General features: G+C 49.5%; 26 protein-coding genes, 1 pseudogene and 1 CRISPR repeat array. Of the genes and pseudogenes, 17 read left to right on the top strand and 10 right to left on the bottom strand.

All coding sequences use genetic code 11. The annotated features are described in order from the left end of the window. Nucleotides 1-136 precede the first annotated feature (136 nt). From DYC63_RS00505 to DYC63_RS00495, 3 genes are read left to right on the top strand one after another with little or no spacing between them, the layout of a single operon-like run. Entirely contained in the window at nt 137-1,222 is a 1,086-nt protein-coding gene (locus DYC63_RS00505) for an ABC transporter substrate-binding protein (protein ID WP_115217439.1), read from the top strand. A gap of 9 nt (nt 1,223-1,231) precedes the next feature. Next, nucleotides 1,232-2,290 (top strand): FecCD family ABC transporter permease, encoded by a 1,059-nt coding sequence (locus DYC63_RS00500; protein WP_245887961.1) that lies wholly within the window; start codon nt 1,232-1,234, stop codon nt 2,288-2,290. Then, complete coding sequence (locus DYC63_RS00495; RefSeq protein WP_245887957.1) at nt 2,290-3,057, top strand: ABC transporter ATP-binding protein; 768 nt, start codon at nt 2,290-2,292, stop codon at nt 3,055-3,057. The genes DYC63_RS00500 and DYC63_RS00495 overlap by 1 nt, the downstream gene beginning before the upstream one ends. On the opposite strand, the gene DYC63_RS12335 is transcribed toward DYC63_RS00495, so the two are convergent. The 7 genes from DYC63_RS12335 to DYC63_RS00465 all read right to left on the bottom strand — a co-directional run bounded on the left by DYC63_RS12335 (nt 3,054) and on the right by DYC63_RS00465 (nt 6,756). After that, nucleotides 3,054-3,251 carry a hypothetical protein gene (locus DYC63_RS12335; RefSeq protein ID WP_147284902.1) on the bottom strand — a complete coding sequence of 66 codons (198 nt, stop codon included), beginning with the start codon at nt 3,249-3,251 and terminating at the stop codon, nt 3,054-3,056. The two genes, DYC63_RS00495 and DYC63_RS12335, sit on opposite strands and share 4 nt — an antisense overlap. After that, complete coding sequence (locus tag DYC63_RS00490) at nt 3,220-3,780, bottom strand: DMT family transporter (protein ID WP_281267759.1); 561 nt, start codon at nt 3,778-3,780, stop codon at nt 3,220-3,222. Before DYC63_RS00490 ends, DYC63_RS12335 begins: the two co-directional genes overlap by 32 nt. 86 nt (nt 3,781-3,866) lie before the next feature. Then, a complete protein-coding gene (locus DYC63_RS13280) occupies nt 3,867-4,079 on the bottom strand; it encodes an EamA family transporter (RefSeq protein WP_115217437.1) in 213 nt (70 codons plus the stop codon). Nucleotides 4,080-4,112: 33 nt separating this feature from the next. After that, nucleotides 4,113-4,808 (bottom strand): ABC transporter ATP-binding protein, encoded by a 696-nt coding sequence (locus DYC63_RS00480; RefSeq protein ID WP_115217436.1) that lies wholly within the window; start codon nt 4,806-4,808, stop codon nt 4,113-4,115. A 14-nt stretch (nt 4,809-4,822) separates the two neighbouring features. Further along, on the bottom strand, nt 4,823-6,067 hold the full coding sequence (locus DYC63_RS00475; protein WP_115217435.1) for a lipoprotein-releasing ABC transporter permease subunit: 1,245 nt from the start codon (nt 6,065-6,067) through the stop codon (nt 4,823-4,825). Between the two features lies 1 nt (nt 6,068). Beyond that, the gene (grxC, locus tag DYC63_RS00470) at nt 6,069-6,326 is read right to left on the bottom strand and encodes a glutaredoxin 3 (protein WP_115217434.1); all 258 of its coding nucleotides are present in this window, start codon (nt 6,324-6,326) and stop codon (nt 6,069-6,071) included. A gap of 16 nt (nt 6,327-6,342) precedes the next feature. Continuing rightward, on the bottom strand, nt 6,343-6,756 hold the full coding sequence (locus tag DYC63_RS00465; protein ID WP_115217433.1) for a rhodanese-like domain-containing protein: 414 nt from the start codon (nt 6,754-6,756) through the stop codon (nt 6,343-6,345). Between the two features lie 265 nt (nt 6,757-7,021). Here DYC63_RS00465 and DYC63_RS00460 point away from each other — a divergent pair, with 265 nt between their 5' ends. The 4 genes from DYC63_RS00460 to DYC63_RS00445 are packed head-to-tail and all read left to right on the top strand — an operon-like array spanning nt 7,022 to nt 9,990. Then, nucleotides 7,022-7,645 carry a LemA family protein gene (locus DYC63_RS00460; protein WP_115217432.1) on the top strand — a complete coding sequence of 208 codons (624 nt, stop codon included), beginning with the start codon at nt 7,022-7,024 and terminating at the stop codon, nt 7,643-7,645. Between the two features lies 1 nt (nt 7,646). Next, nucleotides 7,647-8,540, top strand: a complete 894-nt coding sequence (locus tag DYC63_RS00455) for a TPM domain-containing protein (protein ID WP_115217431.1) — start codon at nt 7,647-7,649, stop codon at nt 8,538-8,540. Beyond that, a complete protein-coding gene (locus tag DYC63_RS00450; protein WP_115217430.1) occupies nt 8,534-9,052 on the top strand; it encodes a TPM domain-containing protein in 519 nt (172 codons plus the stop codon). Before DYC63_RS00455 ends, DYC63_RS00450 begins: the two co-directional genes overlap by 7 nt. 29 nt (nt 9,053-9,081) lie before the next feature. Next, nucleotides 9,082-9,990 carry an HAD-IIA family hydrolase gene (locus DYC63_RS00445; RefSeq protein WP_115217429.1) on the top strand — a complete coding sequence of 303 codons (909 nt, stop codon included), beginning with the start codon at nt 9,082-9,084 and terminating at the stop codon, nt 9,988-9,990. 172 nt (nt 9,991-10,162) lie between these two features. After that, nucleotides 10,163-10,814: direct repeats of the CRISPR family, unit length 36 nt; unit sequence GTCTTAATCCCCGATGTGTGGGGCGGTTGTTCCAAC. Between the two features lie 176 nt (nt 10,815-10,990). On the opposite strand, the gene cas2 (DYC63_RS12465) is transcribed toward DYC63_RS00445, so the two are convergent. The 3 genes from cas2 (DYC63_RS12465) to cas2 (DYC63_RS12460) are packed head-to-tail and all read right to left on the bottom strand — an operon-like array spanning nt 10,991 to nt 12,544. Next, nucleotides 10,991-11,290 carry a CRISPR-associated endonuclease Cas2 gene (cas2, locus tag DYC63_RS12465; protein ID WP_115218020.1) on the bottom strand — a complete coding sequence of 100 codons (300 nt, stop codon included), beginning with the start codon at nt 11,288-11,290 and terminating at the stop codon, nt 10,991-10,993. Continuing rightward, nucleotides 11,287-12,264 carry a CRISPR-associated endonuclease Cas1 gene (gene cas1 / locus DYC63_RS00435; RefSeq protein WP_115217428.1) on the bottom strand — a complete coding sequence of 326 codons (978 nt, stop codon included), beginning with the start codon at nt 12,262-12,264 and terminating at the stop codon, nt 11,287-11,289. Before cas1 ends, cas2 (DYC63_RS12465) begins: the two co-directional genes overlap by 4 nt. 10 nt (nt 12,265-12,274) lie before the next feature. After that, a complete protein-coding gene (cas2, locus tag DYC63_RS12460) occupies nt 12,275-12,544 on the bottom strand; it encodes a CRISPR-associated endonuclease Cas2 (protein ID WP_115219461.1) in 270 nt (89 codons plus the stop codon). 129 nt (nt 12,545-12,673) lie between these two features. Between cas2 (DYC63_RS12460) and csx16 the strand changes: the two genes are divergently transcribed. The 10 genes and pseudogenes from csx16 to DYC63_RS12780 form a co-directional block, all read left to right on the top strand. After that, complete coding sequence (gene csx16, locus DYC63_RS00425) at nt 12,674-12,973, top strand: CRISPR-associated protein Csx16 (RefSeq protein WP_115217427.1); 300 nt, start codon at nt 12,674-12,676, stop codon at nt 12,971-12,973. A gap of 54 nt (nt 12,974-13,027) precedes the next feature. After that, entirely contained in the window at nt 13,028-13,960 is a 933-nt protein-coding gene (gene cas6 / locus DYC63_RS00420; RefSeq protein WP_115217426.1) for a CRISPR system precrRNA processing endoribonuclease RAMP protein Cas6, read from the top strand. Nucleotides 13,961-14,056: 96 nt separating this feature from the next. After that, nucleotides 14,057-15,223 (top strand): TIGR02221 family CRISPR-associated protein, encoded by a 1,167-nt coding sequence (gene csx2, locus DYC63_RS00415; protein WP_115217425.1) that lies wholly within the window; start codon nt 14,057-14,059, stop codon nt 15,221-15,223. A gap of 2 nt (nt 15,224-15,225) precedes the next feature. Beyond that, nucleotides 15,226-16,146, top strand: coding sequence for a type III-B CRISPR module RAMP protein Cmr1 (gene cmr1 / locus DYC63_RS00410; RefSeq protein WP_115217424.1), 921 nt, complete (start codon nt 15,226-15,228; stop codon nt 16,144-16,146). After that, entirely contained in the window at nt 16,143-16,640 is a 498-nt protein-coding gene (locus DYC63_RS00405; protein WP_115217423.1) for a type III-B CRISPR-associated protein Cas10/Cmr2, read from the top strand. Before cmr1 ends, DYC63_RS00405 begins: the two co-directional genes overlap by 4 nt. Beyond that, nucleotides 16,637-16,951, top strand: a complete 315-nt coding sequence (locus tag DYC63_RS00400; protein ID WP_115217422.1) for a hypothetical protein — start codon at nt 16,637-16,639, stop codon at nt 16,949-16,951. Before DYC63_RS00405 ends, DYC63_RS00400 begins: the two co-directional genes overlap by 4 nt. Then, nucleotides 16,948-17,532: a type III-B CRISPR-associated protein Cas10/Cmr2 gene (gene cas10, locus DYC63_RS00395; protein WP_172459346.1), complete on the top strand. Its 585-nt coding sequence runs from the start codon at nt 16,948-16,950 to the stop codon at nt 17,530-17,532. Before DYC63_RS00400 ends, cas10 begins: the two co-directional genes overlap by 4 nt. Before the next feature lie 2 nt (nt 17,533-17,534). Further along, nucleotides 17,535-17,759, top strand: coding sequence for a hypothetical protein (locus DYC63_RS00390; protein ID WP_115217420.1), 225 nt, complete (start codon nt 17,535-17,537; stop codon nt 17,757-17,759). 8 nt (nt 17,760-17,767) lie between these two features. Beyond that, nucleotides 17,768-18,007 (top strand): type III-B CRISPR module-associated protein Cmr3, encoded by a 240-nt coding sequence (locus DYC63_RS12785; RefSeq protein WP_218564502.1) that lies wholly within the window; start codon nt 17,768-17,770, stop codon nt 18,005-18,007. A 60-nt stretch (nt 18,008-18,067) separates the two neighbouring features. Next, a pseudogene (locus DYC63_RS12780) lies at nt 18,068-18,252 on the top strand (type III-B CRISPR module-associated protein Cmr3); the annotation flags it as partial.

Here is an 18,252-nt window from a genome sequence, read left to right as displayed (position 1 = left end):
CAGGAAAAGACAAGATTTTTAATAATCTGCATAAAATAAGAAAAAGTATTTCAAATGTTATGCAATTAATGCTAAAATTTTCGCTAAAATTTTCCACAGAAATTTTTTATTCTGTCTTTCAGTACAAGGAAAAGAAATGAAAAAACGTTTGTTATTGGCGGCGCTTGCTTTGTGCGCCGGTTTGGCTTGGGCGGAGATTGAGTTGACCGACACTAAAGGGCGGACAGTCAAGCTGAATGCGGTGCCGGAGCGGGTGGCGCTCGGATTTTATTATGAAGATTATTTGGCGGTAACAGGAAAAGAGGGCTTGGATAAAGTGGTTGCTTTGTCGCGCTACACGTGGAAGGATTGGCGGCCTAATCAATATGCTCTCTATGAGCAGGCTTTGCCGCGTTTAAAAGATATTCCGGATATGGGCAGCACCGCTAATGACAGTTTTTCAGTGGAAAAATTGATTGCCGCAGAGCCCGATGTGCTGATTGTCGCGGCATGGGATTTCGATGCTTTGGGCGAGGCGGCGCATACGATTGAGGCGGCGGGCGTTCCGATTGTGGTTTTGGATTACAATGCGCAAACGATTGAAAAACATGTGCGATCGACCTTGGTTTTGGGCAAATTGATGGGACAGGAGTCGCGCGCACAAGCCTTGGTGGATAATTATCAGGCGGCGATGGAAGCAGTCATGGCGCGGGTGGAAAAAGCACAATCGCAGTCGAAAGTCTATGTCGAATTGGCGCAAAACGGCGCGGAGCAATACGGCAATTCTTACGGCAATACGATGTGGGGCGCTTTGATCACGCAGTTGGGCGGCGAGAATATTGCGGCAAAAGAAATCAGTAACTGGGGACCTTTGAATCCCGAATATATTTTGACGCAAGAGCCCGATGTCATTTTCTTGACGGGTTCGGAATGGAAAAATAAGCCGCAGTCGGTGACGGTGGGCTTCGGTGCGCAGGCGGATGTTTTGAAAACGCGTATGCAGGCCTATATGCAGCGTCCAGGCTGGACGGAACTGCCCGCCGTGAAAAACCGCCGTGTGCATGCGATTTATCACGGCGGTGCGCGTACTTTGTCCGACTATGTTTATGCGCAATATATCGCCAAGCAGTTATATCCTGATTTGTTTGAAGATATCGATCCTGCGCAAAATCTGCGCGATTACTATGCCAAATGGCTGCCGATTGCTGCCGACGGTATTTTTATGTGGCAATATCAGCCTTAAGGATAGCGATTGAATACCGCGATTGTTCATACGCATACGCAGGCGCAGCGCCGTTCCCTGCTATATTTACTTTTGGCATTGGCGCTGCTCTTGTTTTTGATGGGCTTGGATTTATTGACCGGACCTGCGGGTTTATCATTCGACAGTTTATGGTCGGCATTATGGGCAGGCCCGAAGGGCATTGCAGCCGATGGCAGCAATCGTAAAATCATCACCATCTTATGGCAGGTACGCCTGCCGCCGACCCTTATGGGTACTTTGGTCGGTTTGAGCTTGGGCTTGGCAGGGCTGCAAATGCAGACGATTTTAGACAATCCGCTTGCAAGCCCGTTTACGCTCGGCTTTTCCGCCGCCGCGGGATTCGGTGCGGCATTGGCGATTATGTTCGGCGGCTTTCTTGCCGTGCCGGCGTTTATTCTCGTGCCGAGCGCGGCATTTGTCATGACGCTTTTTGCCTGCGGCTTGATTTATGTGCTTGCCATGCTGCGTAGCGCCGCGCTGGAAGTGTTGGTGTTGGGCGGTATTGCGGTTTTATTCTTCTTTCAATCGATTCAATCCTTATTGCAATATCTTGCTTCGCCTGAAGTCTTGCAGCAGATTGTGTTTTGGTTATTCGGCAGTTTGCTGAAATCCAGCTGGACAAGTATTGCCGTGCTGACAGTGGTCTTGCTGCTGTGCTTGCCGTGGATTGCGCGCGATACATGGGCATTGACGACTTTGCGCTTGGGCGAGGCGAATGCGCAAAGTCTTGGCGTGGCGGTAGAGCAATTGCGCCGCCGCAGCTTTATGATTGTCGCCTTATTAACCGCCGCCGCCGTGGCTTTTGTCGGCACTATCGGTTTTGTCGGCTTGGTCGCGCCGCATATTGCGCGCGCTTTGGTCGGCGAAGACCATCGCTTTTCTTTGCCCATGTCGGCAATGGTCGGGGCGATTGTTTTGATCGGCGCATCGGTTCTGGGTAAATGGATTTCGCCTGCGGCGGTTATCCCCGTCGGAATTATTACCGCTGTGGCGGGCGTGCCGATGCTGTTTTTGATTATTTTGCGCCGCACAGGGAGAAACACCTGATGTTAGTCTTGGACAATGTCTGTGTTGCGGCAGGCAGGCAGCCGATTATCGACCGTCTGTCCCTGCAATTAAATGCCGCCGAGATGGTCGGCTTGGTTGGTCCGAACGGTGCAGGTAAATCGACTTTATTGCATGCGATTGCAAATCTGCGTGCCTTCAGCGGCAGGATTACTTGGCAGGAGCGCCCGATTCGTATTGCGGAAATCGGCTTTATGCCGCAGCAATGCCATGTGAAAGCGCAGCTGAGCGTGCTGGATACCTTATTGTTAGGTTGTCATGAAAAATTAGGCTTGCGCGTGCAATCCGAACTGGTTGAGCGTGCGATTAATATGCTGGAATCTTTTCATATCAGTCATTTGCATCAGCGCCCGATGAATCGTCTATCAGGCGGACAGCAGCAGTTAGTGCTATTGGCGCAGCGGCTGTTGCGCCAGCCGCAATTATTATTGCTCGATGAAGCCACTAGCGCCTTAGATATCCGACATCAAATGATGGTCTGCGAACGTTTGCAAAGCTATGTGCAAAGCAGCGGCGCTTTAGTCATCATGGCAGTGCATGATTTAAGCCTTGCCGCGCAATTTATGCAGCGCGTGGCTCTGCTTTCGCAGGGGCGATTAGCCGCCAGCGGCGCTTTTGCCGAAGTGCTGACGGAGCAAAGTCTGCGCCAAGTCTATGGCATTGAAGCGGAAATCTTACGCAGCAGCAGCGGACGCATTGCCGTTGTGCCTATCGCGCCGGTGCAGCGGTCGTGTGCCGAAGGCGCTTAGGTATTTTTCTGGGAAGATTTCGCGCTAACCGCCAATAAAGCGCCGCTAATCACAATGGCGGCACCGCAGTAGGCAAGTCCGTTTAATTCGGGGACGTGATGAGTTGCGGGGCGATACTGTGCAAGATTTCGGTGGCGATGATGGTAATGAGCGGTACCATGGTCAGGGTGGCGGATACTTTGCTGATTTGCCAAATGCGGATGGCTTCGGCAAAGGCCCGTAGGCAATCGGGGTGTTGAGGCAGCAGAAAAGGAGTAATACCCAATGATGCGTTTGCAGACGCGAGAAGGCTGTCCAGTCGATGAAGGCAATGCCGGCTAAGGCGCAGCCCAGATAGATGAGGGCTAGGATTTGCGTATTGCCCATGGTGCGGTTTAATTGTTTCTGCACCAAACTGTACACGACCCAGACGGCGGAGGCAATCAGGCTTAGGAGTATGCCGATGAGTTGGTTGCGCATGTCTTTGCTTAAGAGATGCGGCAATTCGCGGTTAAAGAATAGGAGAATGCCGCTAAAGAGCAGCAGGGATGCGATGATTTGGCGGCGGTTGATGCTTTCTTTATAGACGATGATGCCGGCGAACATCAGCAGAAAGGGTTGCAGTTGCGCCAATACTTGCGCGGCAGAGGGGTTGAGATAGAGTAGGACTGTGCTGAAAAGAAAGAAGTTGCCGAATAATCCCATGATGCCGAGTAGTAACAGGAAGAGGCGACGTGTTTGCAGAATATAGTCAAAGAATTGAAAAAGTATTACGGCGTTGGCTCGCCTTGCCGTACGCTCTTGTACTGTCTGCGGCTCGCCGCCTTGTACTACTTTTTCACTTCTCCGACTATAGTTGCCGCTGTCGGCAGTTCTCGCCGATGGCTTAATAAGACGAATAAAAACAGGGCGGCAAAGGCAAAGCGCGTGGTAACGAGGGTTTGCGGATTCATGAGGCGCAAAAGCGGTTGCGCCGCCATCGGCAGAAAGCCCCACATCAATACCGTGATGCTTGCCATCAATAATCCTTTGCCTGCGTTCATGAATCTGTTCCTTGCTTGATGAAAAAAGCACCTTTAAGGTGCTTGAGTGTGTAATTTGCCTTGATGCAGATAGTAGCAGGAATCGGTTTGGCGGGCGATGTTGAGGTCGTGGGTGACTAAAATCATCGCACCGTTTTGTTCGCGAATCAGCGATTGCATGAGGGCGAAGACGCTGTCGGCATTGTCGTTGTCCAAATTACCGGTGGGTTCGTCGGCAAGCAGGCAGCGCGGCTGGCTGACAAGTGCGCGGGCAATGGCGGCACGTTGGCGTTCGCCGCCCGAGAGTTCGGCGGGTTTATGCCGCATTCTGGCGGAAAGCCCGACTTTTTCCAGCCACAGCGCGGCTTCGCGCATGGCTTGGCTGTCGCTGATGCCGCGAATTCGTAGCGGCATGGCGACGTTTTCCTGCGCGCTGAATTCCGCCAAGAGGTGATGGAATTGATAGACAAAGCCCATGTAGCGGTTGCGCATTTTGCTGCGGCGGTTGTGCTGGGTTTTGCCGGCTTGCACAAAAGGCTCACCGCAAAGGCTGATGTTGCCGCTGTCGGGGCTGTCCAGACCGGCAAGCAGATGCAGGAGGGTGGATTTGCCCGAGCCGGATGCGCCGACGATGGAAACGCTTTGTCCTTGTGAAATGCTGAGGTCGATGCCTTGTAAGATGCTGAGGTTTTCGCCTTTGCTGCGGTATGTGAAGTGCAGGTTTTCTGCTTGCAGCACAATTTGGTTCATGCTTATTCCTCTGCTTATTCTTGGGATAGGGCGCGAGCGGGTTCGGTGCGCGCGGCAATAATGGCGGGAATGACGGAAAAGAGCAGGGTCATGATGAGGGTAATCGCGCTGATGCTGATGACCACCGCCGGATCGATTTTCGCGCTGAGCTGTTCGACGAAATACAGTTGCGGCGGAATTTCATAGCCTGTCATTTTCTGTAATACATCCATGAGATAGGGTACGTTAAGAGCAATCACAATGCCCAGACTGACGCCTAAGACGGTGCCGATGCTGCCGAAAATCATGCCTTGCGAGATAAAGATTTGCGCGATTTGTCCGCGCGTCATGCCCATGGTGCGCAAGATGGCGATATCGCGGCGTTTTTCGGTAACGACCATATACATGGAGGAGAGCAGCCCGAATGCCGCCACCATCACAATCAGGCATAGGATGATGAACATGGCGTTTTTTTCCATTTGCACGGCATTGAAATAGACCGCTTGGTCGAGCGACCAATCGCTGGCATAGACGTCGGGCGGCAGAATGCTTTGCAGATGTTTACGGATTTCGGGCGCCTGCATGGCGTCGCCGATTTTAATTTGATAACCGCTGGCGCCGGCGGGCAATTGCAATAGAGTTGCGGCATCGGCTTCATGTACCATCACATATTGATGGTCATATTGATAATGTCCGCTTTCAAAAGCGCCGACATAGGTAAAGCGTTTGAGGCGCGGCATCAGTCCGGCGGCGGAAGCATTGGCTTTGGGCACGATAATCGTGATTTTGTCGCCGGGGAAAACGCCTAATTGATTCGCCAAACCTTTGCCTAAAATGATATTCCATGAGCCTGCTTGCAAGGCATTGCGGGCTTGCTCGGGAATGCGGGTGAAGGTTTCCGATACTTTGCCTTCTTCTTCGGGATTCAGTCCGTGCAGCAAAATGCCCTGATAGGAATTGCCCATGCCGATTAGCCCCTGTCCTTCCACATAAGGGGCATAGGCTTGAATGCGCGCATCTTGGCGCAGATATTGGGCGGCATCAAATTCGGGGGCAATGGTTTCGCTAAAGCGCGGTCGCAGAGAGACTTGCGCGGTCATGGCGAGGAGCTTGTCGCGCACATCGCTGACCACGCCGTTCATCACCGACAGCACCACAATCAAAGCGGCGATGCCGATAGTGATGCCGATGACGGCTAAAATCGCATTGAGCCCGATGAAATTGCTGCCGCGGCGCGCATAACTGTAGCGCAGCCCGATTTTGCTGGGGAGAATGGACATATTAATCGGCAAGCAGCGCGTCTAATTTGCCCTGCTCGTCGAGTGCGTATAAATCGTCGCAGCCGCCGACGTGTGTGCCGCCGATAAAGATTTGCGGCACGGTGCTGCGTCCGCCGGCGCGGGCGATCATTTCATCGCGGCGCTCGGGGAATTTGCTGATATTGATACTTTCCACTACTGCGCCTTTGTCGTCGAGCAATTCGGCGGCGCGTTGGCAATAAGGGCAGGTGGGCTTCATATACATGAGTACGTTTTTCATAAGAATCCTCGTTGATTTAGACTAGGGGGAGATTTTCTGCTTTCCAGCCGTCGATGCCGGATTTGAGCTGATAGACGTTGCTAAAACCTTGCGCGGTCAAGAGATTGGCTTGCTGACGGCTGCTCAAGCCGCTTTGACAATATACGATAATCGGCTTGTCTTTGGCAAGATTAAGGCTTTGCGCATAATCGGCGAATTTATCGGCGCCGACGTGTTTGGCACCGGCAATATGTCCGGCTTTGTATTCGGCGGCGGTGCGCGTATCCAGCAGCAAAGCGCCGTTATTGATGAAAGCGCTGGCGGCAATATTGCTTAATTGCTGTCCGCTCTTGCCGCGGTTATTGAATTCATAAAAGGCGATGGCTGCCAAGACGATGAATAACAGAAGAAAAAGCAGCCAGTTGGCGGCAAAAAATTGCGAAAAAGACATCGCGTTCCCTCGAAAAAGCAAAAGGCTAATTATACGGCTTGACCGCGCAGAATTAAACCTATAGTCAAAGAATTGAAAAAGTATTACGGCGTAGGCTCGCTTTGCCGTACGCTCTTGTACTGTCTGCGGCTCGCCGCCTTGTACTACTTTTCACTTCTCCGACTATATACGCCCGAAAAGCCCCGCTTTGCGTATTGCCATAGTGAAATGCGGACTAAGCGCGGCTTTCTGCTATATTGCGCGTTTTTTTAAAGAGAGATAACACATGAATCGACAACAAGGACGCGCTTCTATTTCCGCCATTTTGCTAATAGTGATTTTAGGCGCGGTGGGTTTGGCCTTTGTAACGGGCGTGCCTGCCTATAATAAATTGCAGCGTTTGGACGAGGGCGTGAAAGCCGCTTGGTCGGACGTGGTCAATCAATATCAGCGCCGTGCCGATTTGGTGCCGAATTTGGTGGAAGTGGCGAAAGGCTATGCCGCGCATGAGGAATCGGTCTTTACACAGGTAACCGAGGCGCGCAGCCGCGTCAGCAGCATGAATGTGAATGTCGGCGATTTGGATGCCAATGCTTTGCAGCAGTTCCAGGCGGCGCAGGCGCAATTAAGCGGTGCTCTATCGCGTTTGATTGCGGTATCGGAAAACTATCCCGAATTAAAAGCCAGCGAAGTCTTCCAGAATCTGCAAGTGCAGTTGGAAGGCACGGAAAACCGCATCGCCACTGCGCGCAGCGACTATATCAATACCGTACGCGAGTTTAACAGCAGCGTGCGCCAATTCCCGACCAATATGATTGCCGGTTTTGCCGGACTGAGCGCCAAGCCGAATTTCAGCGTGGAAAACGAAGCGCAAATTTCGACCGCGCCTAAAGTAAGCTTCGGACAATAAAATGAACGCAAGATTTCTGCCGCGCCTCTCTTATCTGCTCGCCGCTTTCTGCTTGTTCTGCTGTGCGCCGTTGTGGGCGGTTCCTGCCGAGCAATTGAGGCTTGACCGCCCTGTGATTGATCAAGCGCAATTATTGGATGCGGCAAGTGTGGCGCGGATTGAAAACCGCCTCTATGCCCTGCGCGATCAGGCATTGGTGCAGGCGGCGGTGGTTATTGTCGATAGCACCGACGGCGTGGAAGCCTTTGATTATGCCTTGAGTTTGGCGCGGCGTTGGCAATTGGGCGATGCGCAGGCGAATAACGGGCTGTTGTTTTTAGTCGCGCTGCAAGACCGCCGCTTTTTCATTCTGACGGGCAGAGGAATTGAAGGCGCATTGCCTGATGTCTCGGTGGCGCGGATTCAGCGCAATCAATTAGTGCCCGCTTTCCGTCAAGGGCAATACATGCAAGGTATTGAAAATACGATCAATGCACTGATTACGCAGTTGGAAGCCGACCCCGATACGCGCGCGCAAATGATTGCGGCGGATAAAAAAGCCGACAGCGGCGATCCTTTGGAACAAGTGCTGCCTACCGCGATGATGATTTTTGTGCTGTGCTTTCCTCTTGCCATGCTCTTGGGTAAATTTGTCAGCGGCTTGCTGGGCGGCGCGGCGGTGGCGGGCCTGAGCTATTTCATCTTCGGCTTGGGCGCGCTGTCCTTTGTTTTCGGTTTCTTTTTCTTTGTTATCTTTTTGTTTTTCTTTGGCGCACAAGGCGCTTCGGGCGGCAGTCGACCGATTATTATCAGCGGCGGCAGCGGCGGTTTTTCGGGTGGCAATTTTGGCGGCGGACGCAGTTATGGCGGCGGTGGAGGCGGTTTTTCAGGTGGCGGAGCAGGAGGTTCATGGTGAATACGCAAACAGTTGGCAGCAAAGTAAAACGTGCTTTATCGCATTTGATCGCCACCCCTTTTCAATCGCGCTGGCTCAATGCCGCCGCCTTGGCGCGGCTTGAAGCGGCGATTGCCCTTGCCGAGCGCGGTCATCGCGGCGAAATCCGCCTGTGCATCGAACGCAGCCTGCCTTTTACGCAAAGTTTTCATCTGCGCATCCGTCAGCGTGCCGAAGACATGTTCGCCCATCTGCGGATTTGGGACACGGCGGAACGCAACGGCATTTTGATTTATCTGAATTTGGCGGAACACCGCTTGGAAATCGTTGCCGATCAAGGCTTAAATACCGTGATTAATGAAAAAGAATGGCAGATTCTGGCGGATGCAGCGGTAGCGAAACTCTACGCTAAAGAAAGAATCGAAGCGCTGGAAGCCTTGCTGGAAGACGTGGGCAATCTGCTGCGTGAACGCATGCCCTCGGAAGACGACCCCAACGGCAACGAATTGCCTAATCAAGTCCTTCTGCGCTAAGCTGCGCCTTTTCGCTTTAGGAGACACTCATGCCAGCCGTTCAAGCCTATGCGCGCTATCAAAGTATCCGCCATCGCCTGCCGCAAGTGCGGCGCGCCGCGCCCGCCCTTGCCGTTAGCGGCTTAGAAGAAATCGCCGAACAATTCGATGTCTTTTTATTTGATGCCTACGGCGTCTTAAACGTAGGCAGCAGCGCAATTGCCGGCACGGCGGAAGTCGTTGCCGCCCTACAAGCGCAAGGCAAAGAATGCTTTGTCGTCTCAAACGCCGCCGGCTTTGAAAAAAACTTCTATCTCGGCAAATACTCGGGCTTAGGCTATGATTTTGCGCTGGAAAACATCGTTACCAGCCGCGACGCCCTCTTGGAAGCCTTGGCGGAATACCCGCGTCAACTCACTTGGGGCAGAATCGGCGCGGCAGAACATCAAACAGACCTTGCCGATTATCAAATAATCGACCAAGATGCGCCGCAATTCCTGCAAGCCGACGGCTTCTTATTCTTCTCGCCACACCGCTGGAATGCCGAACGCCAAGCCGCATTGGAAGCCGCGCTTATCAATCATCCGCGCCCCGTCTTGCTCGGCAATCCCGATCTCATCGCGCCCCTTGGCAAAACATCGTCTATCGAAGCAGGTACATACGCCTTATTCTTCCCTGATGCCGTGCATGAGAAAACCCGCGTCTTCGGCAAACCTTTCCCCGCCATTTACGACATCGTGGTAAAACGCCTCGCCGCGCGTGGCATCGCCTTTCAGCCCGAACGCTGCCTGATGCTGGGCGACACCCTGCATACCGATATTTTAGGCGGTAATGCCTATGGCATTAAAACCGCGCTTTTATACGGACACGGCTTTTTCAAAGACCTTGATTACCGCCACTACATCGCCGACAGCGGTATCTCGCCTGATTTTGTTATGGCGCAAGTGGGAAAATCCTAAGGCTAGTCTATCTGCCGCCATTATTGGCGGCAGCATTCGCGCAAGCCGAATTTAATGGATACGGCAAATAAAAAGCTGAGCATATCAATGCTCGGCTTTTTTGTTTGGCGATTGAATAATCGATAAAACGAGAGCGGGAAAATATTCGTTTTAAGGTATGGTGCAAAAAAGCGTCTTAATCCCCGATGTGTGGGGCGGTTGTTCCAACTAATGCTCACGAGCAACATTGGTTCGATTGTTAGTCTTAATCCCCGATGTGTGGGGCGGTTGTTCCAACTAAAGCACCTGGATTAGCTATTCGCTTATCTAAGGTCTTAATCCCCGATGTGTGGGGCGGTTGTTCCAACGGAGGCAGCCTACCACCTGCAATGCTTCGCGCTTGTCTTAATCCCCGATGTGTGGGGCGGTTGTTCCAACATTCCCCAGTGCTTTGTATCGCGCGGAATCACTGGGTCTTAATCCCCGATGTGTGGGGCGGTTGTTCCAACCACATGTAGGAACTCAGTACTTGTCCTGCCGTGGGTCTTAATCCCCGATGTGTGGGGCGGTTGTTCCAACTTGTTCCGACTGGGCAAGCGTCGCTAGAATGTTTGTCTTAATCCCCGATGTGTGGGGCGGTTGTTCCAACGAAAATCGGAAGCAGAGAACGGTCTGTATAAAGCGTCTTAATCCCCGATGTGTGGGGCGGTTGTTCCAACCTACGATGTAGGTGAGGCATACAAGCTGCAAGTGTCTTAATCCCCGATGTGTGGGGCGGTTGTTCCAACTGCTGATTCATCGTATGCCGCGTCTTAATCCCCGATGTGTGGGGCGGTTGTTCCAACTGACTGCCTGTTTTTTCTCCTTGCTTTTCAAATGGTTGAAAGGCGCTTTAGCTAAATTTCTTTTTTGCCAAAAGGAGTTTTTCATGCTGTCGAGTTTTCAATGACTTAGCTTTGTGTCGGAAGAACGTTGAGGCGCGCTATTTTAAAGGCTGTTTGCGCGCCGTTCAAGGGGTGTTTTATGTTTTGTGTTTTAAATATGGCGATGGGGTTTCCGGAAAGTTGCCGAGGCTGATGCCTGTGCCTAGGCTGGGTTTGCCTAGGCGGTAGAGTTTGCCGGCGAGAGGGTAGGCGCGTAGGTCGTCTTTTTTAGGGTCTAGGTTTTGCATGAGTTGTTCGAGTGTTTCTATGAGTTGTGTTTCATTGCCTTGGTATAGAAAGGTGCTGTTTTGCAATGAGATGGCGATGTCTGTGAGTTGGCGGTGGATTTTTTGCAGACGGCGTTTGTCTGTGATGTCGTAGGCGATTATCCAGTTCATGATGTTGTTTCGCTGTTGTTTGTTTTGTCGATGATGTGGAGGTGGTCGCTGTTTCTGTCGTGGGCGGGATCTAGGGTTTTGAGTAGTTGGCGGCAGCGGTGGTGGATTTGGGGGCGCAGTTGTTTGGCAAGTTGTTCGTAGTCTTGGTAGAAGTGTTGGCGGGCGGTTTTGTTGATGCTGCAATTGTTGGCGGTGATGCGAAAGTCTTGGGCGCGGTAGCGTTGTTGTTTGATGTGTTGAATGATCCATTGATCGTATTGCGGGCGCAGGGCTTCGATGAGGTCGCAGGCGAGGGATTCGCGTCCGTGTTCGGTTTGGTGGTAGTAGCCGATGTAGGGGTCAAGTCCGCAGAGGTGTAGGTGTTTGACGGTTTCAAAGTGTAGCAGGGTGTAGCCGAGAGAGAGGAGGCTGTTTACTGGGTCGCGCGGTGGGCGGCGGTTGCGTCCTGTAAATTGCAGATTGCGCGGAATGATGTGCTGCCATGCGGCAAAGTATTGGGCTGCCGCCGCGCCTTCTATGCCGCGAATTTGGGCGATGCTTGGGCTGTGGCTTATGTGGGAGAGGTGTTGGGTAATGGATTTGATGTGGCGGTAAATGGGCGGTTGGCGGTATTGATGAAGGTGTTCCAGTTGGGCTTGGAGTTTTTCTTGGCAGATGTGGCGGGATTGTTGTAGGCAAAAGTCAGGGTTTTGGGCTTGGGTGTATTGGTGTTGGCGGCGTTTTCCATCTAGTTTCCAATTGGGCATCAATAGGCAGGGGCGGCGGTTTCTGCCGCTTAAGATGACGATGCCAATGCCGTGTTCGCCGAGTTTGCCTAGGCTGTGTGCGCTGAGTTGAAGGTCGCCATGTATGCAGAGGCGTTCGATGAGTTTGAGGGGAAGGGTGTTGAGGTGTTGTTCGTTTTCGCGAATGACTAGGGCAGCGCGTTCTATGCTGAGGCTAAGGTTGCGGCGGTCGATATAGAGGGTGCTCATGTGTTGTCCTTTAGCTGATGATGAAATAGTCTTGGCGCAAGGGGTGGGCTATGCCGTAGTGTTTGGCTTTTTCGGAGTCGGTAATGAAGTAGTGAAGGCTGTCTTGTTCGGTGATGAGTTCGCTGATGTCGTTGCAGAGTTGTTGTTGCTCGTGGGGGTGGAGGTTGCATTCGTAGAGGGATTTTTGCCTACCTGTGGCATAGGATTGAAGCAGGCGGCGGATTTTGGCTTGGCGTTTGGGGCAGCTGATGTCGTAGATAAAGAGGTAGTAGTGGCGCATGGGTTTCCTTATGTGTTTGTTGTGGTGTTTATTATGCGTGATGGTAAATTTTTTTGAGTAGAAAAATTTGTTTTTATCGAGTTTGTTTAAGCTTTGTTTTATGATGCGGTTTTCAATAAGGAGCTGGATATGACGGTTTGGTTTGTTTCGCGTCATCAGGGCGCTATAGACTGGATTGCTGAACAGAAGCTTTGGCAGGTGGATAGGGTGGTGCCGCATTTGGCGGTGGAGGAGATTAATGCCGGCGATGTGGTTTTGGGGACTTTGCCTGTGCATTTGGCAGCGCAGGTTTGCGAGCGCGGTGCGCGGTTTTATTTTTTGCAGATGCCGCAGTCTTTGGCGATGCGCGGTAGCGAGTTTTCAGCGCAAGAGATGCGTGAAGCGGGGGCAAGTTTGCAGGCTTTTGATGTGCGCAAGCTGAAGGCATGATGTTGTGAGGAGGGCTGGAGATGCTTAGATTGGCGGCAAAAGAAAGGAAGATCGATGCAGCCTCATAATTTGCCGAGCGATTTGCCGATTGCCCGTTATCGTTTTGGTTTTTTGCTGCATCAAGCCGTGCAATTTCCTGCTTATGCCGGCTCTACTTTGCGCGGTATTTTTGGGCATGCTTTGATGAAATATATTTGTACTTGCAGACAAGATCCGCATCAAGATAATTGTTTTTATAGCCGCGTTTTCAGTGTGCCGCCGAGTCAGCGTCTTGATCGCAGTCAGAGAAATACGCCGCCGCCGCCTTATGTTATCGAGCCGCCGCTACAGGGAAAAACGCATTGGCAAAGCGGCGAGATATATCGTTTTAATCTTGTGCTGATTGGCGAGGCGCGGCATTATCTGCCGCTGATTAGCTATGCTTTGCAGCAGGCTTTTAATCATCAAATCGGTAGGCAGAAAAGTCGTGCGGAGTTGATTGAATTGGCAGTAGAGCATCAAGATTCTTGGTATCCTATTCTCAAAGATAGGAATATTATCCGGCATCATAATAGCATCAGCTTGCCAGAGAGCTATCCAGAGCATATCTGTCTGAATTTTCTAACACCTGTGCGTCTACAGCAGCAAGGCAAGGTCGTTAAAGAAGAACATTTTAGTGCAGACCAAGTGCTGCGGCAGGCGATGCGGCGCAGCTCAAGCATCGCTCAGCTTTATTTTCCTCAAGCGATAGAGGCCGACTATGCCGCTCTTGCTAGGCAATGCCAAGATGTTGTTTGGCAGAGCCAAGTCCGATGGCAGGATTGGACGCGTTATTCCAACCGCCAACAGCAGCATATGAGTTTAGGTGGGCTTATCGGGGAATGTCGGTTTAAAGATATTCCGCCTGAACTGAGTGTGTTTTTGCATTTGTGCCAGTGGCTGCATATCGGCAAAGAAACGGTTTTTGGTTTGGGGGCTTATCGCTTGAGAAAACTAGCGAATGATTGAAATTTATACTATCATCTTTTTAGAATGCTATAGTTTAGATGTAAAGTTTTAAGTTAATAATTTTTGATATATTTTCATTTTAACCAAGGAGATGATATGAGTACTTTGATTAGTTTTTTAGGTAAGCAAATGAATGGCTACCGTGAAACGGAATATGAGTTAAATAATCAATTTTTTACCACTAAATTTATGGGAGCCGATTTAACACAAATAATAAAACCTAAAAAATTATTGCTGATTGGTACAGCCGGTAGTATGTGGGATGTATTATTTGATCACTACGGCACTACAGATGAAAGGTTATTGGAATTAATTGAAAAATCTAGCCAAAATGAAGTTGATGAAAACTTCTTACAGGCATTCACACCTGAGTTAGAGCAGAAATTGGGTTGTGAGGTTCGCTGTATCGTGATTGGATATGCACGTGATAGTGTGGAGCAAATTGCTATTTTGCAAAGAATTTCCAGAGAATTATGTGAAAATGAATGTATTTCACTCGATGTTACTCATGGCTTTCGACATTTACCTATGTTGGCATTGGTTGCGGCGCGTTTTTTGAAAAGTATAAAAAATATTCGTACTGAACATATTTATTATGGCGCGTTTGAAATGAGAAATGAGAATAACCGTACGCCGGTAGTGGATTTGAGCGGTATGCTGACCATGTTGGATTGGGTAGATGCGCTTTCTGCTTATAAACAAAGCGATAATTATGCCGCATTTATCCCATTGTTAGATTCGCATAATGGTCAATTATTGAAGGAAGCTGCTTTTTTTGAAAATATTAACCAAATGCAATTTTCGCGTTCATCGTTGAAAGAGTTTAATAAAAATTTACAATCAAATCAAATTAATAATCTATTTTTACCATTGGTAAAAAATGATTGGGTGCAGAGACTTCAATGGGTGAAAGAGAAAGGTCATTATGAACGCCAGTTGTATTTGGCGAAACGACACTTGGAAAATGGCAATTATCTACAAGCCAGTATTTTGAGTAATGAAGCATGGATTTCTAAAAAAATTAAATTTAATAATCAAGATCAAAATGTTCATGGTTTACGTGATAAAGCAAAGGATGAATTGAAGAAGACTCTTAATTCAACGGGTAAAAAATTATTTAACGAAATTTCTGCTATTCGTAACGCAATGGCACATGGTACAAAGCCAGATAATGCTGATATTTTACCAATTTTGAATAACCAAGAAAAATTACATCAAAAACTAAAAGATATTATTCAATATATTGAAACATGGGAAATATAATCATGAGTTTACGAAAAATTGATTTAGCCGCACCTGTGTTTGATAAAGACAGCAAAATTATTACAACAGATTCAGGGCAGCACTCTACTGAAATAGCATGGCAAAGCATTTCATGTGAATTGGTAACGCCTATTCACGGTGGTGGCGTTGAAGCAAGACACAGTGATGCGGATTTACCGATTCGTGTGGCAGCGATTCGCGGACAGTTGCGTTTTTGGTGGCGTTTGTTGACGCAACATAAATGGAAGCTGAAAGATATTCGCAAAGCGGAATTTGCTTTGTGGGGCGGTATGAATGATGGCGATGAGGGCGGAGGTCATGCGAGTTTGGTGTTTTTGCGGGTGGAAATGGAAAATAAACTCCAAAAAGCCTTGCTTTCAGACTACGCTAAAAATATCAATGATACATTAGGTTATGCCTTATTTACCGCCAGAAGCACCCGAACTGGCTTGCCTGAAATGAAGTTGGGTAAAGAAGGTTTGCGTTGGAATTTGCAATATTGCTTTGACCAAAAAATCAGCGATGAACAAAAAGAACAAGTTTTAGAAACCCTACGCTGGTGGGCGACTTTGGGCGGTATTGGTGGACGAACGCGACGCGGTTGTGGCGTATTTACCGTGCAAGGCTTGAATTTGGTTTCAGAACAGGAAATGCGTGATTTGGGTTGTCAAATCTTGCATTCAGGCAGCCTAGAAAATAATGCCAAAGCCGCGTGGATTGATGCGATTGATGCTTGGAAAGAAAAACGCCGTGAGCATAAAGAGGCATTTCGAAAATTACTTGGCAAAAATGATGAACATTCGCGTCATTTGGCAACGGTGTTTAGTCGCCCTGTTTATAACGGTTCGCAATGGCGTGCTATGGTGCTGATGTTGCCCAATAGCAGCCAAGAAGTGAAAAACATTTTAGGGAAAACAAAATGAATTCATATGTTTTAATCCTGTCTGTAGGACCGGTGCAAGGATTTATTGCTTCGGCGCGGCGCAGTCGTGATTTGTGGGCGGGGTCGTGGTTGTTGTCGGAGATTGCCAAAGCAGCGGCGCAAAGTTTGCTAAATAGCGGTGCGGAAATGATTTTCCCTCATGCAGAAGAAAACAAGCTGCCTGAAAATGTGGGCAATAAAATTCAGGTTATCATCAAAAATAAATCTCAAGAAGAGCTGTTGAATATTGCCAAAGAAGCCAAAAAAGCCGCAGAGGATTTTTTTGTTAAACAAGCTGATGATGTTTTTGAAAAAATCGGTAAACAGTTGCGCCAAGAGCTTTGGGATAATCAAAAAACGATTATGTGGAAGTGCAATACGCGTGGGCAAAAATGGCTGATGAGAAAGAATATGTTTCAGCCAGCCAAAAAGCCGCCGCCATGTTGGCAGCGCGTAAAGCCACTCGTGATTTTGCTCCATCACTTAATAAAGTGAATTTACCCAAATCATCGTTAGACGGTGCGCGTGAAACCGTGCTGCCTGAAAAAAACAGTTCTTTGTTACGCAAAAAATTAGGGTTGAGCCAATCGGAGCAGCTGGATTGTGCAGGTGTGGTCAAGCGTTTATGCGGTAATCCGGAGCAATTCACCGCCATCACTCGCGTGGCGGCAGAGAGTTGGATTGCTGAAGTCAAACACCATGCCGATTTTGAGCAAGTGAAACAAGCCTATGAAGAATTGGTGAAAAATGGCTTGGCAACACGCGTTTTTAGGCAATCATCAAATTTATGCGGATTTTCCGTATGACGCGCAATTTTTATACCCTGCACGTTTGCAAGCAGCTTACCCAAACTGTGACGATGCCGATAAACCATTATTGGACCAATTTAAAATATGCTTTAAAAGCAATTTGGAAAGCACATGGCGAGCCATGCCCTTATTTTGCCATGTTGTTGGCAGACGGCGATCGCATGGGGGAATTGCTGGATAAAGCAGAAAAAATAGAACATCATCAATCTATCACTAAACATTTATCCGCATTTGCCGAAGGTGTTCCCCAAACCATGCCAAAACATCAGGCGCAATGTATTTATGCGGGTGGCGATGATGTGTTGGGTTTGGTGCCGCTCAATCAAGCCCTTAAGTGTGCCGAAGCACTGGCAGAAAAATTTTCAGCTAGTTTGAAACCAGTTGCCGATGGTTTGGGGGCAGAAAATCCGCCTACCTTATCGGTGGGTTTGGCAATTTGCCACATCAATACACCATTGGGCAATATCCGTGCCTTGGCAAAACGCGCCGAAAAAGAAGCTAAAGGCGATAAATACCCCAAAAAAACACAGCGTAATGCTTTGGGCATCACATTGGGGTGCGCGGCGGTGCGACTGTAGATATGCGTTTGCGTTGGGATGATACATCTGCATTGGAAAAATTCAGGTTCTGGCAGCAGGCTTATCAAGAAAAAACCATCAGCAGCCGTATTGCTTATGATTGTCGTGAAATTTTTACGGCTACCGATTTTCCCACACCCAGAGATGAAGCCTTGTTGGAAAAAATCCGCATGGCTGAATTGATGCGTATGTTGGAAAAAGCCCGTACTCATGACGGTAAAAAATAGATGCTGTCGTGAAAACGGAATTGGAAAACCGCCTCAATGCTTTGCAAGACTTAAACGCCCTTGCTACCGAGTTAATCATCGCCCGCTGGCTGGCGGCCAAAACCCAACGCGATTTAGGAGAGAACATCATGAATTATTACATCATTGACGCGCTTTCGCCGTTGGTGTTTCGCAGTGGCAAACCCTTTGGCGCACAGTCGGACACAGACGACATCATGTTTCCTTTGCCCAGCGCGGCGGCGGTTTGATTCGCACGGTGTCGGGCGCAGCAGCAGGACGGTTTTTCAGGCAGCTACGATGTAGCGGCTTTGCAAAATATTGCGGTAAACGGTTTGTTTTTGGCGAAATTGGACGATTCAGGTAGCTTGAAACAGGTGTTTGTGCCCAAACCAGCCGATGCTCTGTATCTTAAAAATAAAGAAACCGATCGTGTGCAATTGCTGCGTTTGTCGCCACAAAAAGTGCCTGAAGATTGTGGTTCGGATTTGCCGCA

The sequence above is a fragment of the Suttonella indologenes genome (assembly GCF_900460215.1).
In the GTDB taxonomy this organism is placed as follows: Bacteria; Pseudomonadota; Gammaproteobacteria; order Cardiobacteriales; family Cardiobacteriaceae; genus Suttonella; species Suttonella indologenes.
This window is presented reverse-complemented; position numbering and strand designations above follow the sequence as displayed.